General features: G+C 39.3%; 11 protein-coding genes. 6 read left to right on the top strand and 5 right to left on the bottom strand.

Features of this window, described 5'->3' with window-relative positions:
- Positions 1-5 precede the first annotated feature (5 nt).
- The gene (locus tag LVD47_RS24045) at positions 6-2,702 is read right to left on the bottom strand and encodes a T9SS type B sorting domain-containing protein (RefSeq protein WP_236974927.1); all 2,697 of its coding nucleotides are present in this window, start codon (positions 2,700-2,702) and stop codon (positions 6-8) included.
- Between the two features lie 99 nt (positions 2,703-2,801).
- Positions 2,802-3,032 (bottom strand): hypothetical protein, encoded by a 231-nt coding sequence (locus tag LVD47_RS07340; protein WP_236974925.1) that lies wholly within the window; start codon positions 3,030-3,032, stop codon positions 2,802-2,804.
- A 61-nt stretch (positions 3,033-3,093) separates the two neighbouring features.
- On the opposite strand from LVD47_RS07340, the gene LVD47_RS07335 reads away from it, so the two are divergent.
- From LVD47_RS07335 to LVD47_RS07315, 5 genes are all read left to right on the top strand, one after another.
- Positions 3,094-4,914 (top strand): right-handed parallel beta-helix repeat-containing protein, encoded by a 1,821-nt coding sequence (locus LVD47_RS07335; RefSeq protein ID WP_236974923.1) that lies wholly within the window; start codon positions 3,094-3,096, stop codon positions 4,912-4,914.
- Between the two features lie 50 nt (positions 4,915-4,964).
- Entirely contained in the window at positions 4,965-7,025 is a 2,061-nt protein-coding gene (locus tag LVD47_RS07330) for a thioredoxin domain-containing protein (protein ID WP_236974922.1), read from the top strand.
- A 1,022-nt stretch (positions 7,026-8,047) separates the two neighbouring features.
- Positions 8,048-8,305 (top strand): DUF4212 domain-containing protein, encoded by a 258-nt coding sequence (locus LVD47_RS07325; protein ID WP_236974921.1) that lies wholly within the window; start codon positions 8,048-8,050, stop codon positions 8,303-8,305.
- Positions 8,306-8,328: 23 nt separating this feature from the next.
- Entirely contained in the window at positions 8,329-10,050 is a 1,722-nt protein-coding gene (locus LVD47_RS07320; protein ID WP_236974920.1) for a sodium:solute symporter family protein, read from the top strand.
- Positions 10,051-11,152: 1,102 nt separating this feature from the next.
- A complete protein-coding gene (locus LVD47_RS07315; protein WP_236974919.1) occupies positions 11,153-11,740 on the top strand; it encodes a uracil-DNA glycosylase family protein in 588 nt (195 codons plus the stop codon).
- Between the two features lie 63 nt (positions 11,741-11,803).
- On the opposite strand, the gene LVD47_RS07310 is transcribed toward LVD47_RS07315, so the two are convergent.
- The 3 genes from LVD47_RS07310 to LVD47_RS07300 all read right to left on the bottom strand — a co-directional run bounded on the left by LVD47_RS07310 (position 11,804) and on the right by LVD47_RS07300 (position 15,743).
- Positions 11,804-13,237: an OmpA family protein gene (locus LVD47_RS07310; RefSeq protein WP_236974918.1), complete on the bottom strand. Its 1,434-nt coding sequence runs from the start codon at positions 13,235-13,237 to the stop codon at positions 11,804-11,806.
- A 436-nt stretch (positions 13,238-13,673) separates the two neighbouring features.
- A complete protein-coding gene (gene trmD / locus LVD47_RS07305; protein ID WP_236974917.1) occupies positions 13,674-14,354 on the bottom strand; it encodes a tRNA (guanosine(37)-N1)-methyltransferase TrmD in 681 nt (226 codons plus the stop codon).
- A gap of 6 nt (positions 14,355-14,360) precedes the next feature.
- On the bottom strand, positions 14,361-15,743 hold the full coding sequence (locus LVD47_RS07300) for a dipeptidase (protein ID WP_369427757.1): 1,383 nt from the start codon (positions 15,741-15,743) through the stop codon (positions 14,361-14,363).
- A 51-nt stretch (positions 15,744-15,794) separates the two neighbouring features.
- Here LVD47_RS07300 and LVD47_RS07295 point away from each other — a divergent pair, with 51 nt between their 5' ends.
- On the top strand, positions 15,795-16,556 hold the full coding sequence (locus LVD47_RS07295; protein WP_236974913.1) for a hypothetical protein: 762 nt from the start codon (positions 15,795-15,797) through the stop codon (positions 16,554-16,556).
- The last annotated feature ends 80 nt before the right edge of the window (positions 16,557-16,636 follow it).

Raw genomic sequence — 16,636 nt, 5'->3', positions numbered from 1 at the left:
ATTATTTAGCGGATTAGATCAATGGTTCCGCTGATCGTATTAAACAAAAATGGCCCTCCTTGATCATTGAGAAAGATTTCGCATTTGTATGTATACGTCCCGGATTCAACTTTTTCTCCATTGGTATCAAAACCTTGCCAATTAATTTCAGGATCATTGGTTTGATACACTAAATTACCCCATCTATTATAGGCTTCAAAATTTACACGTTGGACAAAGGCTCTTCGCAACGGGTAAAATAAATCATTATTTCCATCACTATTCGGAGTAAATACATTTGGCAAAATATACACCGGACAAGCTTCCACACAAACGGTATCACTTGCAGGTCCAAGATTCCCAAATTGATCTTCCATCCGAACTACATAACACCCGGCAAAACCTCGAGAACTACTGTGATTAGCAGTGGTGCTGTTAATTACTGACAAGTTCGCATCATCAGTAATTTCCGTGAAATCATCATCTCCAAATTCACGGTAATACAATCGGGCTTCCAGGTCTTCAATATTGTCCAGACATGAATCTGATAAATCATACTCCAGGATATTTGTAAAAAGAAACGCTTCCGGATCATCTTCACAATTATTTCTAACCGTTAGATTAGGGGCACAGGGAGGGGTTGTATCATCGGGAATAACACAAATTTCCTGGGAAAAATTAAATGTTGTATCCGAATGGGAAATACCAAGAAACTCACCTTCTCCCTCAATTCGATAACAGTATTCCTCATTATTTATCACATCACGATCAGAAAATCTAGGCACTGAAGATTCACCAATTTCTACAAACGCCCCGTTATCCCGACGATAAATGATATAATTAAAATTAATCCAGGGAGTCACAGAATTCCAATTTAAACTTACCAAATTATTGCCTTCGTTGGAACGCAGAAAAATTGATGAAGCAATAGAAGAAAATCCAATTTCCCTGCTATTGGAAGTAAGTTGGACTTTATAAAAATACTGATTGTCAACAGTATTAAGATTATTGTCCGTAAATGTATACTCTTCGTCAAATAAATCAATACTTTCAGCTGAGACGGTCGATCCGGATACTTCAACAAAAGACTGATCTAATCCAGTGGACCTGAACAAAGTTATAGAATATGGACCATCAGGGTTCATTGAGTCAATGTTTATTTCCGGCTTAATCCATTCTACATCAATCACCCCGTCAGTCGTGCCTGTACTTGAGACACTTACCCTGGTCAGTAGCGGAAGGTCTCTTTGGATTTTAATACATGCTTCGGGACTGGGTTTACTTTCGACTATATTATAAGGATTTCCACCTGCACTGGTTTTTGCAAACCGGGCAGTAATTCTATAACAATACGTAACACCGTTTTGCACATTTTCATCTACAAATTCATTTAAACTACCTTTTCCTGAAAATCCGACCACCTCGAAACCGTAATTACCAAGATTGGGTAAACATTGATCATCAGGAATATTTCGACTGCCAATCCTTCGCCAGACAGTATATCCCAAAAAATTTTCACTTGTAGAACAGGAATACCCCGGCTCCCAGGTAATGGTATTTTGATTACCACTGCGATCAATGTTAGGTGTCGGGGGCGCAGGACCCACAACCTGAATATTCAGCGTTTTTAGGTTCACCAGGCCACTGGTATCATCAAAAAAATTATCAGCCGCTTTAAAAACGACCGTATAATTTTCTTTCTGTATATGTTCGCACTTTGTCTCCCAAATAAAGTCGATTTCCCTGGGTACTTCCTCATAAAAATTACTGGTAGCAAATACAGCGGGTGAAAAGTCAAGACTCAACGGTCCTCCAAGAGCCGTCAGACGCACCAATTGACTGCCAGATTCGGGATCATCAACTCCCACGGGTAATTCCAGGAGTTCACCTGCTTCTACACACATATACTCCTGTACATTTATTTCCGGGGGATTATTATCGCAATCCAGGATTTGTATTTGCATATCCCGAATAATAGAATTAATCAATACGCCTTGCCTATACTCTTTGATCCGGATCGCTATATTATATTGACCCTGACGTTGGGGAGAATCCCAAACGACCTCTCCGGTGACCGGATCCAGAGAAATATTATTTTGAGGCCCTGGTTCTATCTGGTCCGGAAATAAGTAATTGGGTACTTCTGCCCCCACATCCTGCAAAGGAACAGCCCATTCATATGCCAGGCTGTCTCCATCCGGATCAAATGCATTGGGATTATGGACAAAAGGTTTGCCCACACAACCCATATCGATAGGTGGTTGCAAAAGCACTGCAGAGTTGTTATCCCCCTGGAATTGGCGACTCAAAAGGGTAAAAGTTGTAGCGATATGAAATCTGATTCGGATTGAATTAGGATAATTAACATTGAGAATCCCTCCAATTCTGTTTGGATCTGTCATTCCTACTGTATACGTTCCCCTCCCTGGGTAGGTATGTTCTTCTACATAAAAATTCTTTTGTATATCATTTTCCAACATTTCTCCGTTACCATTGGTCCTGGCAATGGTTTGAGTAGTCCCATCACCCCAAAAAACGATTAAACTATCCCGATCTACATGACTGCTTGTTTTGGTATAGGTTACAATAGTGATACGAATTGTTAAATCTCCTATTTGCTCATAGGTGATTTCCCCAGCCCTATTGTGGGTAGCGTAACCTGTAAAAGACAACAATAGAAAAGTTACAGCAAGAAAAAATATTTTGGATATAGTTTTATGCACTTTTTAAAGATATAAAATTCAAGTAAAATTTCAATTAGAGTCAGATTAAATTTGTTCCCAATCCTCAGGACGACCCGTTATTGGATTTTACATCTGCTACTATGGCACCATAAACATTATAAAAATCTCCACTTGTCTACTTTTGGTTCCAGTCATCTCCCGGGTATGAGGGATTGAGCCGGCTATGATTGCAAATATATCAGACCTCCAGATACCGCTCGACTGATGAGAACCTATATTTATCTTTTCTACTTCAATACTTCCCCACCGGACAATGTTTTTGGCCAAAACACTGGCCGCTTTTGGCCACTGTATTAAATGTAATAACAAGAAAATAATTAATTGGTTCTATTTTCACTATTTTACCTTTACTAAATAATTAATCCTCACTATGAAAGTACTGAGAATATCGATCCTAGAATTAATTTTCATTCTACTATCAGTTTCCCTGTTAAGTCAAGAAATTTTTATCACTCCCAACGGAAATGATACGGGAAAAGGAACACTTGGAGATCCCTTACAATCTATTCAAAAAGCAAAAGAAAAAATTATCTCTTATAGTCAGGAAGGAAAAAGTAAAACACTGGTTGTTTGGTTATCTGGAGGTATGTATCCCATCACCGAGCCCATATTTTTCAATACAAACGAAATCAATTTTGATGGTATTTCCATCCAATTCCGCGCCTTACCAAATACAAATCCCATTATTTCCGGGGGAATAAAAATCACGGACTGGCAACAAATCAGTCAGGGCCTTTGGGCATCTACCCTGTCCCAGAATATGCAACCCCGGGAATTATTTATAGAAAATAAAAGGGCTTCCAGGTCAAGGTTTCCGGACCAGGGATACTTGCGGGTAGAAAAAGTGGGTGCAGACCGAAGGACCAACTTTTTCTTTACACAAGGTGATTTTCCTATTCCAGAAAATACTGAAAATACAGAATTAGTGCTTCTCCATGATTGGTCAATTTCGAGAATTCCAATACAAGAAATCAATACCGACCAAAATCAAATCACAGCTGTTGATTCGATCGGAGCGCGCAAACCGGATTTTTTCAACCTTGACCACTGGGAGGAACATCCAAGATATTTTCTGGAAAATGCCCAGGAGTTTATTAATAGGGACTATGAATGGTGTTTTGACAAAGAGTTGAAAAGAATAGTAGTTAAGTTGCCGGTAGGCATGAATCCGAATAATTTGGAAATTATCTCCCCCATATCTCCTGCCCTCTTGCAATTAAACGGAACAAAAAGTAAACCCATAAAAAATATTCACTTCCAGGGCATTTCATTTCAGCATACGTACTGGGAAATTCCCAGACTGGGGTATTGCGGTGTACAGGCATGTCACTTCGACCCCCGTCCTTCCGATAGTTCCTGGGCTACTATACCTGCTGCCATTGAACTAAATTGGGCAGAAAACTGTACATTCACAAATTGTAAATTTTCTCAATTCGGCGGATCCGGAATTCATATTGGGCCAGGCTCCAGGTATTGCTCAGTCACCAATTGTGACATAGAAGATATATCAGGAAATGGCATTATGATCGGCGAAGGCAGGGACAGAAAAATAAATGGTAATCCCTGGTATACATATGCTCCGGGCGATGTCGCCACTGGTAATTCCATCGTAGGTTCTACTGTAAAAAAATGCGGACAACAGTTTTTCGGTGCTGTAGGAATATGGGCCGGGCTTACCGCTGAAACCACCATAAAAAACAACAATGTTTACGATCTACCGTACACCGGGATATCGATCGGATGGATGTGGAGCCCTCGAAAAACCCCTTGCAGAGATAATATAATTGATGGAAACCACATTTATGACATCATGAAAATTCTCAGCGATGGTGGAGGAATTTACTCACTGGGCCTCCAGCCGGGAAGTAAATTAATTAATAATCATATACACGATGTCCAGATAAATGCCGGCAGAGCAGAAAGCAACGGCATTTTCATGGATGAAGGAACTACTGATGTAATAGTATCCAACAACCTTATTTATAATATTGCAAAATCTCCCCTGCGATTTCACAGAGCCCAGGAAAATCTGGTAAAAGAAAACATACTTTTTTGTACGGCCGACAATCCACCGATAAGGTATAATAATACGGATCCGGAACGTATACAAAAAATAGAAAATATTATTTACTACAAAAGTGACCCGGATTATAAGGCCAAATTAAACACACATATTAATAATTGGAAATAACTTCTTCTGGAATCTTTGAACAACCCTTACTACATTTTCATTAATTGAATATGAATACATCTCCCAAACATTCCAATAGATTAGTCAATTCCAGTAGTCCTTACCTACAGCAACACGCCAACAATCCCGTTGATTGGTATGAATGGGGAGAAGAAGCATTGGAAAAGGCCCGGGTAGAGAATAAACCTATGATTATCAGCATAGGATATGCAGCTTGCCATTGGTGTCATGTAATGGAGGATGAATCTTTTATGGACGTTGAAGTGGCTAAATTAATGAATGAGCATTTTATTTCTATAAAAGTTGACCGGGAAGAAAGACCTGATATCGATCAAATTTACATGCTGGCAGCACAATTATTAAGTGGACGGGGTGGATGGCCCTTAAATGCATTTGCACTCCCGGATGGCCGGCCTTTTTTTGCCGGAACATATTTTCCAAAACAAAATTGGAAATCATTACTCCATAGAATAAATGATCTTTTCAAAAATGAAAAACAAAAACTGCTATACCAGGCCCAGCACCTGACCAGGGGGATCCATGACCAAAATCAAATAAAAATACCTGCCTCTGAAGAAAATCACCTGGATAAAAAAATCTACTTACGGGCATTTGAAAATTGGAAAAGTCAATTTGATTTAATAAACGGAGGATTTCGGGGCGCTCCAAAGTTCCCCATGCCCATATCGTGGGAATATGTAGCACAATATTTAGCCCTAACGGAAGACCATGAAGCCCGATCGATATTCCATCGAACCCTCACATCTATGGGAATGGGAGGCATCTATGACCATTTAGGAGGTGGGTTTGCCCGGTATTCGGTTGATGAATATTGGTTTGCTCCCCACTTTGAAAAAATGCTTTACGACAATGGTCAATTAGTAAGTCTTTATTCAAAAGGCTACCAGTTAAATAAAAGCCGTACTTACAAAAGGATAATTGAAAAAACGCTGGAATTCATAGAAAGGGAAATGCTTGATGGTTCTGGAGGGTTTTATTCATCTTTGAATGCCGACAGTGAAGGAGAAGAAGGTAAATTTTATGTCTGGACCTACGATGAAGTAGTCGAAAATATTGAACCGGAATTTGTTAAGAAATATACTTCCTATTACAACATTGAGAAAACCGGTAATTGGGAAAATGGTGTCAACATACCCTATCGGAAATATTCACCGGAAGATTATGCCGAAGAGAATAATATTGATTCCGATGAATGGTTCGCAAAATCAGAACAACTGAATAAAAAGTTACTTGCAATCAGGAATCAGAGGGAAAGACCTTCTACTGATGACAAAATACTAACTTCCTGGAATGCATTAATGCTGGTCGGGTATCTGGATGCCTATAAAGCATTGGGAAATAACCGCTACCTAAAAATAGCCAGGAAAAACGCTGATTTTCTGATCAGAGAAATGATAAATGATAATGGCAGTGTTTGGCGCAACTACAAACCCGGCCAATTCAGTAATAACACCCGTATAACCGGATTCCTCGATGACTATTCATTCCTGGCCCTGGCCATGATTCAATTATACGGGGTAACATTTGAAAAACCATACCTCAATATTGCACAAAAAATAACGGAGTATGCCATTGAACATTTTTATGATGCCGAACAGAAATTTTTCTTTTACAACTCAAGTAAATCAGAAACTCTTTTCTCACGATCAAAAGAGATAGAAGACAATGTAATACCTTCGAGCAATTCTGCCATGGCACATGTATTATATGATCTATCCATTATTTTTGACCAGAAGTCTTTTTATTCCATAGCTAAAAACATGCTGGAGTATTTAACACCAGATTTGAAAGTAGGCGGACCTCATTATGGCAATTGGTTGTGTTTATTAGGTAAATTTACCCACCCCAATACTCAAATTGCGATAGTAGGACAAGAGGCCGTGGTATACGCCAGACAAATGCAAAAATTATATCTTCCTTTTACAACCTTTATGGGTAGCACAAACGAAGAAAACCTTCCGCTACTGCAAAACAAACAAAAGACATCCGGCACCCATATTTATGTATGTGAAGGTAAAACTTGTTATCCCCCTGTTGAAGATATGGAAAGTGCTCTGGATCGCTTACATCCTAAAAAGGGGAATACCTGATGTATTGGTCCAGTCAATTTTATTCCGATAGAAATGGATTCTTACCTGTATAAGTATGAGATCGTTAAAATAGGGACAAAGGAACTTATCCATGAAAGACCGATAAACCTTTTCGATAAATACCAAAATTCCACTGAAAATGGTAAAATTCGTATAGCCTACAATTGGGAAAATATATAATAGCGGAAAACAAAGGTTGAAAGTATTCATCATCTAAAATCAATACTTTACCCTTGGTTCGTTCAATGGTTCAAAGATACAGGATGAAAGGATTGTGTCCCTAAAACTAGATAAAGCGCATGCATGGAAAATTTGGTGAATTTTTCTATCTAACAAAACCACACCATGGTTCTCGTCATCCCGCAGTTAATGTCCCAAAAAGGCATCAATATATGACGGGACTGACCTTTCGATCTTTCCTTAACTTGTCAGGAGGGGACTCTCCCAGGGAGTCCTTCGCGACCTGACAAGAACCTTAGTGTTGTTAGCTTTTAGCCTTACTAATACTGATAGTTGTATTCAATTCCGGGTTAAGGAACTTTTGAACGAAGACAAAGATTTGCAAATGCCAGCACTGATAAGGCCAATTTTTCCCCTGGCACCAAATTGATGAACTCCCACAGATAGGATGTTTTTTACGTTGGAATCAAAGAAAAGGCTATCCCTTACTACACTCTAAGATCATTCCTTAGTAGGGTAACTATACCATTATCAGACAAAATAAGGTTGTAGTCGGTATAGAATTACCTACGGTCTTCACACCTAGAAGAAATTTTATTAAGGGAATTAGGTCTGGGATAGAAAACAGTGATCCTTTTCCAGGAAAGGGCGCTAAAGAATTCATCATGTATTTACAATTCTTTATTCGAAGATCCTGTTTTTAAATCGGTCCGAATACTAAACCTTAATAGAATTGGGGTTGAAAGATTTTTTTCTTAATTAAATTACCCGTTTTCCATTCTAAATTCTTACATTTCGGCCTCGATATATATTCGAAAAAATACTTCAAACCGAATAATCAAATGGAAGAGTCAAGCTTAGACTTATACTGGAAGAAAAATTTATCATATCTCACTATCTTGTTATCAATCTGGTTTATAGTCTCCTTTGGGTGTGGAATTATTTTTGCAGAATCGCTAAATACCATTAAACTCGGAGGGTTTAAACTTGGATTCTGGTTTGCTCAGCAAGGATCCATTTATGTCTTTGTACTATTAATTTTTGTTTATGTCTATCTGATGAACCGGTTGGACAAAAAATTTAAGCTAAACGAAGATTAATTCACTTCTTAAAAAGCCGAAAAATGACAGAAAGTTTATGGACGTACTTAATGGTAGGTGTTACCTTTGCCATTTATATTGGGATTGCAATATGGTCAAGAGCCGGATCTACTAAAGATTTTTATGTGGCCGGAGGTGGTGTTTCTCCACTTGCCAATGGAATGGCTACAGCTGCAGATTGGATGTCAGCAGCTTCCTTTTTATCCATGGCCGGTTTAATTTCTTTTTCAGGATACATAGGATCTCAGTATTTGATGGGATGGACTGGCGGCTATGTTTTATTGGCCCTTTTATTAGCACCATATCTCCGTAAATTCGGAAAATTTACCGTCCCTGATTTTATCGGGGAACGATACTATAGTCAAACGGCACGGATCGTCGCAGTTGTTTGTGCCCTTTTTGTTTCCTTTACATATGTTGTCGGTCAGATGAAAGGTGTAGGTGTTGCATTTGCCCGCTTTCTCGAGGTAAAATTTGAAGTTGGGATTGGTATAGGTATCGTTATCGTATTGTTCTATACCGTCTTAGGAGGAATGAAAGGCATTACATATACCCAGGTGGCCCAATACTGTGTTTTAATCTTCGCCTATTTGGTACCCGCTATTTTTCTGTCTTTATATGCTACAGGCAATCCCATCCCGCAATTGGGCTTGGGCGGGAAATTAACCGACGGGACCTGGCTGCTTGAACGACTCGATCAGATTCATACAGATCTGGGTTTCAAAGCCTATACTTCCGCAGATGTCAACAGGGTTGATATGTTTTTTGTTACGGCTGCATTGATGTTGGGAACAGCGGGATTACCCCACGTCATTGTAAGATTTTTCACCGTTCCAAGGGTAAAAGATGCCCGGGTATCAGCGGGTTATGCTCTGGTTTTTATAGCCCTTTTATATACTACGGCTCCGGCTATATCCGTTTTCGCCAAAACCAACCTTATCACTTCACTTCAGGGAAAAGAATATGAAAATGTTCCGGGTTGGTTCTCAAAATGGGAACATACGGGTCTGTTATCTTTCGATGACAAAAATGGTGATGGTAAAATCCAATATTACAATGACCAAAATCCCGATATGTCCGCAAAGGCTGAGAGCAATGGTTGGTCGGGCAATGAATTGACAATAGACCAGGATATTATCGTTCTGGCCAACCCGGAGATCTCCCAATTACCGGCCTGGGTAATTGCACTGGTGGTAGCCGGAGGTTTAGCAGCTGCATTATCTACCGCAGCCGGATTATTATTAGTTATTTCCACATCAGTATCCCATGATTTATTAAAAAAATGGCTTAAGCCCGAAATATCAGAGAAAAATGAATTGTGGGCGGCCAGAATTGCTATAATGGTAGCTGTGATTGTAGGAGGTATTGCCGGAATGAATCCTCCGGGATTTGTTGCAGAAGTAGTAGCCTTTGCATTTGGGCTGGCAGCAGCATCTTTTTTCCCAGCCATTGTATTGGGTATATTTTCCAAAAGAGTGAATAAAGAGGGCGCAATAGCAGGCATGATCTGTGGTATCATATTTACAGCGAGTTATATTTTATATTTTGCAGTATTTAAGTCAGGGTCACCTGAAAACTATTGGTTCGGAATTTCTCCGAAAGGAATCGGAACACTTGGTATGGTGGTAAACCTCGTAGTGACATTAATCGTATCCAGACTTACCCCAGCTCCCCCTCAGGATGTTCAGGAAATGGTAGGATTGATACGGTATCCGAAAGGTGCCGGGAAAGCACAGGAGCACTAAAGTTTCCTAAATTTGAATTTTGGGGAAAGATCTGAATATTTAGGGAACCTAAGCTCCACGAATAGTTACAGGTTCAGAGGGAGAGGAAGGGAAATACAAGAGGTAGCTTCCTTTGCTTTATAGGGAAAAAGTAAAGGAACGAAGAAGATTCACTTTCACGATCCAACCTTGAAAATTGGGATTACGGAATTCCCCTTGGAAATAAGGATTTCCTTACTAAAAAAAGCGTTAAATTGTCCACAATGAATTCGCCTGTTTTAGTCCAATATCCCCATTCACAAGTAATTTTAATCCTAAAGATTCTCGGAATTCAGGTTTATCTGACTTCATTCAATTATATCCCAGCAATTTCTACTAAAAAAGTAAATACTGATAAGCGCCCGTTTTATATCGTTTTTGTTCACCAGGATGCACCTGGTTTTAACGCATCCAAGCTATGATAAAAGGCCCCTTTGGGGTCTGATTATGTTAGAAGGACGCGCAAAACAGGATAGACGACCCCAGAGGGTGTCGGATTACCTGTTTTTACTATTTGACGTTCAATCCAACCCAAGAATTGGAAGGGATGATTGTAGAAGAATCGGAGTTTATCCGACCTCTCTGAGGTCGAAACAATCGTTTTGACGAATCGCTAATAGAATCCGACCCCTCGGGGGTCGGGACAGGCTCTTTCGGGATCCTGTCGCAACAAACAAAATAATAACACCAATAGGCCAAATGGTGTTATAACGAAGAAAAATTTTCAGTAGAAATTGCTGATTATATCCAAGATTCACATCGGGATGAAATAGTCAGGTTTGACCTGATTGAGACAATCCATAGATTAAGATGGGCACCCTTTGTACCAAATAGTCGTTGTTTTGAAAAGGTAAATAATACCTATATTTGTAATGATAAAAGAGTTGGGAAAGGAATTAGGAAATGTATAGTGGAACTTTTCGCTGCCTTTATACCATTAAAGCCAAGAACCGCTCCAGCGAATAAATTTCTATGATAGCAGCGCCGGCCCAAGCAACTGGACTGGATAATCATTTCATATTCACTTCCCTGTCTAATTCCAACTATACCTATTCGTCAAGTCCAGGGAAAAGCATAAATGATAGTGAAAAGGTTATTAGATACAATTTCAGAGTGTACAGAATGTGCTCAACACTTTAATCATAAACCCAATCCTGTATTAACAGCCAACCCCAAAAGTAAAATTATCATTATCGGCCAGGCCCCAGGATCCATCGTTCACCGGACGGGTATACCCTGGGACGATAAAAGTGGTGAAAATTTAAGAAGTTGGATGGGAATTGAAAAAAAAGACTTCTACAACGAAGAAAAAATAGCATTACTACCCATGGGGTTTTGTTATCCGGGCAAAGGAAAGTCGGGAGATCTTCCTCCTCGAAAAGAATGTGCTCCACTATGGCACTCGCAAATACTAACCCAAATGAAAGAAGTAAGACTAATTTTGCTAATTGGCAAATACGCTCAGGATTATTACCTGGGTCAACATAAAAAAAGAACGCTTACCGAAACGGTCAAAAATTATGCTCAATACTTACCGGAATATTTTGTCCTGCCCCACCCCTCTCCAAGAAATAATATCTGGCAGGCAAAAAATCCTTGGTTTAAAGAAAATGTTTTACCCGAATTGAAATTGAAAATTAACCAAAACCTTAATCCTGCTGAATCATTTTAAAAAAGCCGTCCTCATGTGAAGACAGCTTTTTTAAAATATTTCTTACAATTAGATTCTAACTAACTATTTGAATTTCACTTCAAATTCAACCCTTCGGTTCAATGATCGTCCATTTGCAGTATCGTTCGTAGCAATGGGTCTTGCTTCTCCATATCCTACAAAATCCAACCGGTCTTCTGCTATTCCTTTCCGCACTAAGTAATCATAACACGCCTTGGCCCTTTGGGCAGAAAGGTCAACATTACTATTGGCATCTCCAGTCGAATCCGTATGACCGGAAATCTGTAATCCGTAAGTAGGATTGTCCTTCATCAATTCCACTATCTGGTCCAGTACCACATAGGATTGGGATTGAAGGGTAGCACTACCCACTTCAAATTGAACGGCCCTTTTCGCAAAATCGAGAATCTCTTTCACTTCTTCTTTTACATACGGACAACCGGCATTATTGACATCCCCCGGAGTTCCAGGACATCTGTCAATTCCATCGTGTACACCATCTCCATCAGTATCCGGGCACCCTTCATTGGCCATAGTTCCAGGGCTATCCGGACATCGATCTTCGCGATCCGCTATTCCGTCTCCATCTCTGTCAGGACATCCATTTGTAGCAGCAGGACCCGCCTGATCAGGACAGGCATCTCTATTATCAGGAATACCATCATCGTCTTTATCGAAATTCGGACAACCATTATTTTCTGCACTGCCCGGCAAATTCGGACACTCATCTTCAGGATCAATAATTCCATCATTATCACTATCCGGGCAACCATTACCGGTAGCTGAACCGGCAATATCCGGACAAAGGTCTTCATTATCCGGAATACCATCTCCGTCAGTATCGGGACAACCATTGTATTCAGGCAAACCCGGGATTTGAGGACAATCATCTTCATCGTCGGGTATACCATCTTTATCAAAATCGACCGGCTTCAACAGTACCTTTTGCTCTTCTTCTTCTTTACCAATCAAGTATTTCAAACCAATTCCAACATGAATATTTGACCGGTCTTCAGCCAAACCGTACCTATATTCCACCTGACCATTTAAATAGGCGCTGGTTCCGATTTGGACGTCAATTCCTATACCGGCAGGTACCTGAAGCCCAAATTGCTGCCCTTTGAATTCATATACACCATTCACACCAGCCGTTACATACGGAACAAATAATTTACCCCGTTCCCATAGCTGGGCCTGTAAAAGCGCTCCGATATCACCGGTAACATCATTTTGCTGAGGATTATTGAAATTGGCTAATGCAAAACGCATCGGTACATTCAAATTTAAAAATGAGTACAAATTTCTAGAATAACCAATTTCTACGCCGTTGGTATAATTTTTAAAATCCCCGTAATCCCCTTCAATAGGACCCGCATAATCAAGGAATAATACCTTGAAATTTATGGCGTCTTTTTGCAAAGGATTTTGAGCATTACCGTAATGGCTATATGATAAAAATCCTAGTAATAAAAGAAGTAAAACTAATCCTCGTTTCATGAAGAACATTTTAATATTCAAAGTTGGTCAAAAGTAACAAACAAATTTAATAAAACATATTATCTCTACATCTAATATGTATAGTATTAACAAAAATTATGCCGATTAATCCAATGTAAGGGTTCTTCCTTTTGAATATAATCCATTATAAATAAACTACTTATTATTGGAAATAATTATTTGTACCTGGTAATAGTATAATTTTCTACTTCCATTTATTCTATCTATGTTGCGATCATACAGTCCCTATTCAAGTACTTTAATACGTATATTTATGTGGGAAATGGGAACATTGTAATATTACCAATACTATAGAACAAGATCAATGCTACCAATTTTGAAAGTCCAAAGAAGAATTAATTAAAATTGTCCATTAACACCCGTTTTGGTTCATTTTCCCCGACAGGGGTATCCGGCCACTCCTAATCATTGTATTTCATTCATCTTCCAACAAATCAGGTCTCAGAGCTTTTGTCCTTTGGTATGCCATTTCCTCACGCCATTCTTCAATGTTGGCATTATGTCCGGATAAGAGAATTTCAGGTACCTTCCAACCATTAAATTCAGCCGGTCGGGTGTAGATCGGTGGCGCTAGCAAGCCATCCTGGAACGAATCTTCAAGGGCACTTGATTCATCGTTCATGGTTCCGGGAACCAACCGGCAAATGGCATCAACCAATACAGCAGCTGCCAATTCTCCGCCACTCAGGACATAATCACCAATAGATATTTCAGTGGTAACCAAATGATCCCTTATGCGCTGATCAATTCCTTTGTAGTGCCCGCATAAAATAATGAGATTCTTTTTCAATGAAAAGGAATTAGCCCATTTTTGGTTAAAAGTATGACCATCTGGTGTCATATATATCACTTCATCATATGCTCTCTGTCCTTTTAGTTTTTCAATACAATTAAAAATCGGTTCAATCCGCAAAACCATCCCGGCTCCACCACCATATTGATAATCATCTATTTGATTGTAATTCCCCAAGCCGTATTTACGCAAATCGTGCACATTGACATCAATAACTCCCTTGGATGAAGCCCTTTTCAAAATACTGTGTTGAAAAGGAGAATCTAACAATTCCGGAATCGTAGCAATGATATCTATTCTCATAGGCTATTATTGCTTACTCAAATTATTCAAAAACCCGGCGATGGTTTCTATCCCGGTAAAGAAATTAAATAAACCATAATGCTCATTGGGGGAATGGATAGAATCCGAATCAAGGCCAAAGCCCATAAGGATGCTATCGGTTTCCAGTACTTCTTTGAACATGGCTACAATTGGGATACTCCCACCACTTCGCATTGGAATCGGTTTTTTACCAAAAGATGCTTCCATAGCAGCTTCAGCTGCCGCATATTCTTCAGAGTCAATGGGGGTCACTGCAGGTCGACCTCCATGATGGGGTTTTACTTTAACTGATACATATTCGGGAGCTATTTTTTCAAAGTGATTTTTGAACAAAGCGGTTATTTTATCGGGATCCTGAAAAGGGACCAGCCGCATAGAAATTTTTGCAAATGCTTTTGATGGCAAGACCGTCTTCGCCCCTTCTCCGGTATACCCACCCCAAATTCCATTGACATCCAGTGTAGGTCGTATGGATGTCCTTTCGAAAGTAGTAAACCCCTTTTCACCTTTCACTTCTTTTATACCAAGATCAGCCTTATACTGTTCAAGGTCAAATGGTGCTTCGTTCATAAGCTCCCGTTCCTTATCCGAAACGATCTCTACATCATCATAAAATCCAGGAATGGTTACTTTTCCATTTTCATCCTGTAGCGAGGCTATCATTGATGACAAAATATTTATAGGATTGGCAACGGCCCCTCCGTAAACACCGCTATGTAAATCCTTATTGGGCCCGGTAACCTCCACTTCAACATAACTCAGTCCCCGAAGGCCGGTTGTTATGGTAGGCGTGTCATTTGACAAGATAGAAGTATCGCTTATCAAAATAACATCCGAGGACAACATATCCTTATATTCCATGCAGAATTGATCCAGATTTTCCGAACCAACTTCCTCTTCACCTTCATACAAAAACTTCACATTACATTGCAGAGAATTATTTTCAATCAATGCCTCCACTGCCTTTACATGCATATATAATTGGCCTTTGTCATCACAAGCTCCCCTGGCAAAAACAGCCCCTTCCGGGTGTAATTTAGTTTTTTTCACGACCGGGGCAAAAGGTTCAGAATCCCACAAATCCATAGGATCCGGTGGTTGTACATCATAATGTCCATAAAACAACACTGTGGGATAACTTTTATCGATTATAAGTTCACCGTACACAATAGGATGACCATCCGTTTCATATATTTTTACCGTTTGTATCCCTATTTCTTCCAATCTTCCTGACAGCCAATTACAGGCTTCTCTTACGCTTTCCTTGTAATTAGAATCAGCAGAAATGGAAGGGATTTTCAAAAAACGAATTAGTTCTTCCAGCGATCTGTCCTTTTGTGATTCCAGATACTTTTTTAATTCTTCCATAGCATCTCTTATTTTTATTGTATTTTTGTAACGCTGCATTATATGGAAATTATGGCAAATTCTTATAAAATATTAACGCTGTTTTTATTGATTGTGCTTTGTTTACCCGATAACCTGCCGGCAATTGAACATCAACAACAGTCGCCGGGTTTTCAGTCAACAATGAGGTTTTCAGGTCCCCTGTCTCCAGGTGATACCATATTCCCCAAATTATTTGAATTCTTAAAACGAGAAAAGAATAATGGCATAAATCCTTACCATTCGTACTCAAACATCACACCCGATTTATCCACCATATCTTTTGATTACAATTGTGAATATACGATCAATACCTACGACCCATTAATGGGGAAAAATAAACGGGAATTGGGCTTTGAAGAATTCTTTTCTTACTCCCCGGGTAAACTAAAACCCTATTTGCAGCAAAGAAAATTATTGGTTGCAAATGGCAAGCTAACATCCATTAACGGTGGCTATAAATATTTGACTTTATCTTTCTACATCCTTAGTAAAAGTGCCCCTACTGTATTTGGGAAATTGAAACAAGGCAGCCTGTTAAGGCTGTTTATGATGGATGGGAAAACAGTCACATTGTATAATTCAAGTGAATCTAATCCCAAATTGGATAAAAAAGGAGAAGGATACTCTCTCACGGGGATCTACCCAATTGATGCCAGCCAGGAAAAAATCCTTGGAAAAGTTCCTATCGATAAAGTAAGGGTTGTATGGTCGACCGGGTATGAAGATTACCCTATTTACCATGTGAATTTCTTTGAAAAACAATTAAACTGCCTGAACAGGACGTTAAAGTGAAATAAAAACTGCTAATTCTATTAGCTTCAATTACAGATAAAATTCTCTAAGTTCGGACCTGGAAAGTAATACGTATTAAC

The sequence above is a fragment of the Membranihabitans maritimus genome (assembly GCF_021729145.1).
In the GTDB taxonomy this organism is placed as follows: Bacteria; Bacteroidota; Bacteroidia; order Chitinophagales; family Saprospiraceae; genus Membranihabitans; species Membranihabitans maritimus.
This window is presented reverse-complemented; position numbering and strand designations above follow the sequence as displayed.

What these genes read in the sequence shown, in the direction of transcription:
- LVD47_RS07335 (WP_236974923.1), top strand. Translation starts at nt 3,094, where the DNA reads ATGAAAGTACTGAGAATATCGATCCTAGAATTAATTTTCATTCTACTA.
- LVD47_RS07300 (WP_369427757.1), bottom strand. Translation starts at nt 15,743, where the DNA reads ATGGAAGAATTAAAAAAGTATCTGGAATCACAAAAGGACAGATCGCTG.
- LVD47_RS07310 (WP_236974918.1), bottom strand. Translation starts at nt 13,237, where the DNA reads ATGAAACGAGGATTAGTTTTACTTCTTTTATTACTAGGATTTTTATCA.
- LVD47_RS07320 (WP_236974920.1), top strand. Translation starts at nt 8,329, where the DNA reads ATGACAGAAAGTTTATGGACGTACTTAATGGTAGGTGTTACCTTTGCC.
- LVD47_RS07325 (WP_236974921.1), top strand. Translation starts at nt 8,048, where the DNA reads ATGGAAGAGTCAAGCTTAGACTTATACTGGAAGAAAAATTTATCATAT.
- trmD (WP_236974917.1), bottom strand. Translation starts at nt 14,354, where the DNA reads ATGAGAATAGATATCATTGCTACGATTCCGGAATTGTTAGATTCTCCT.
- LVD47_RS07330 (WP_236974922.1), top strand. Translation starts at nt 4,965, where the DNA reads ATGAATACATCTCCCAAACATTCCAATAGATTAGTCAATTCCAGTAGT.
- LVD47_RS07295 (WP_236974913.1), top strand. Translation starts at nt 15,795, where the DNA reads ATGGCAAATTCTTATAAAATATTAACGCTGTTTTTATTGATTGTGCTT.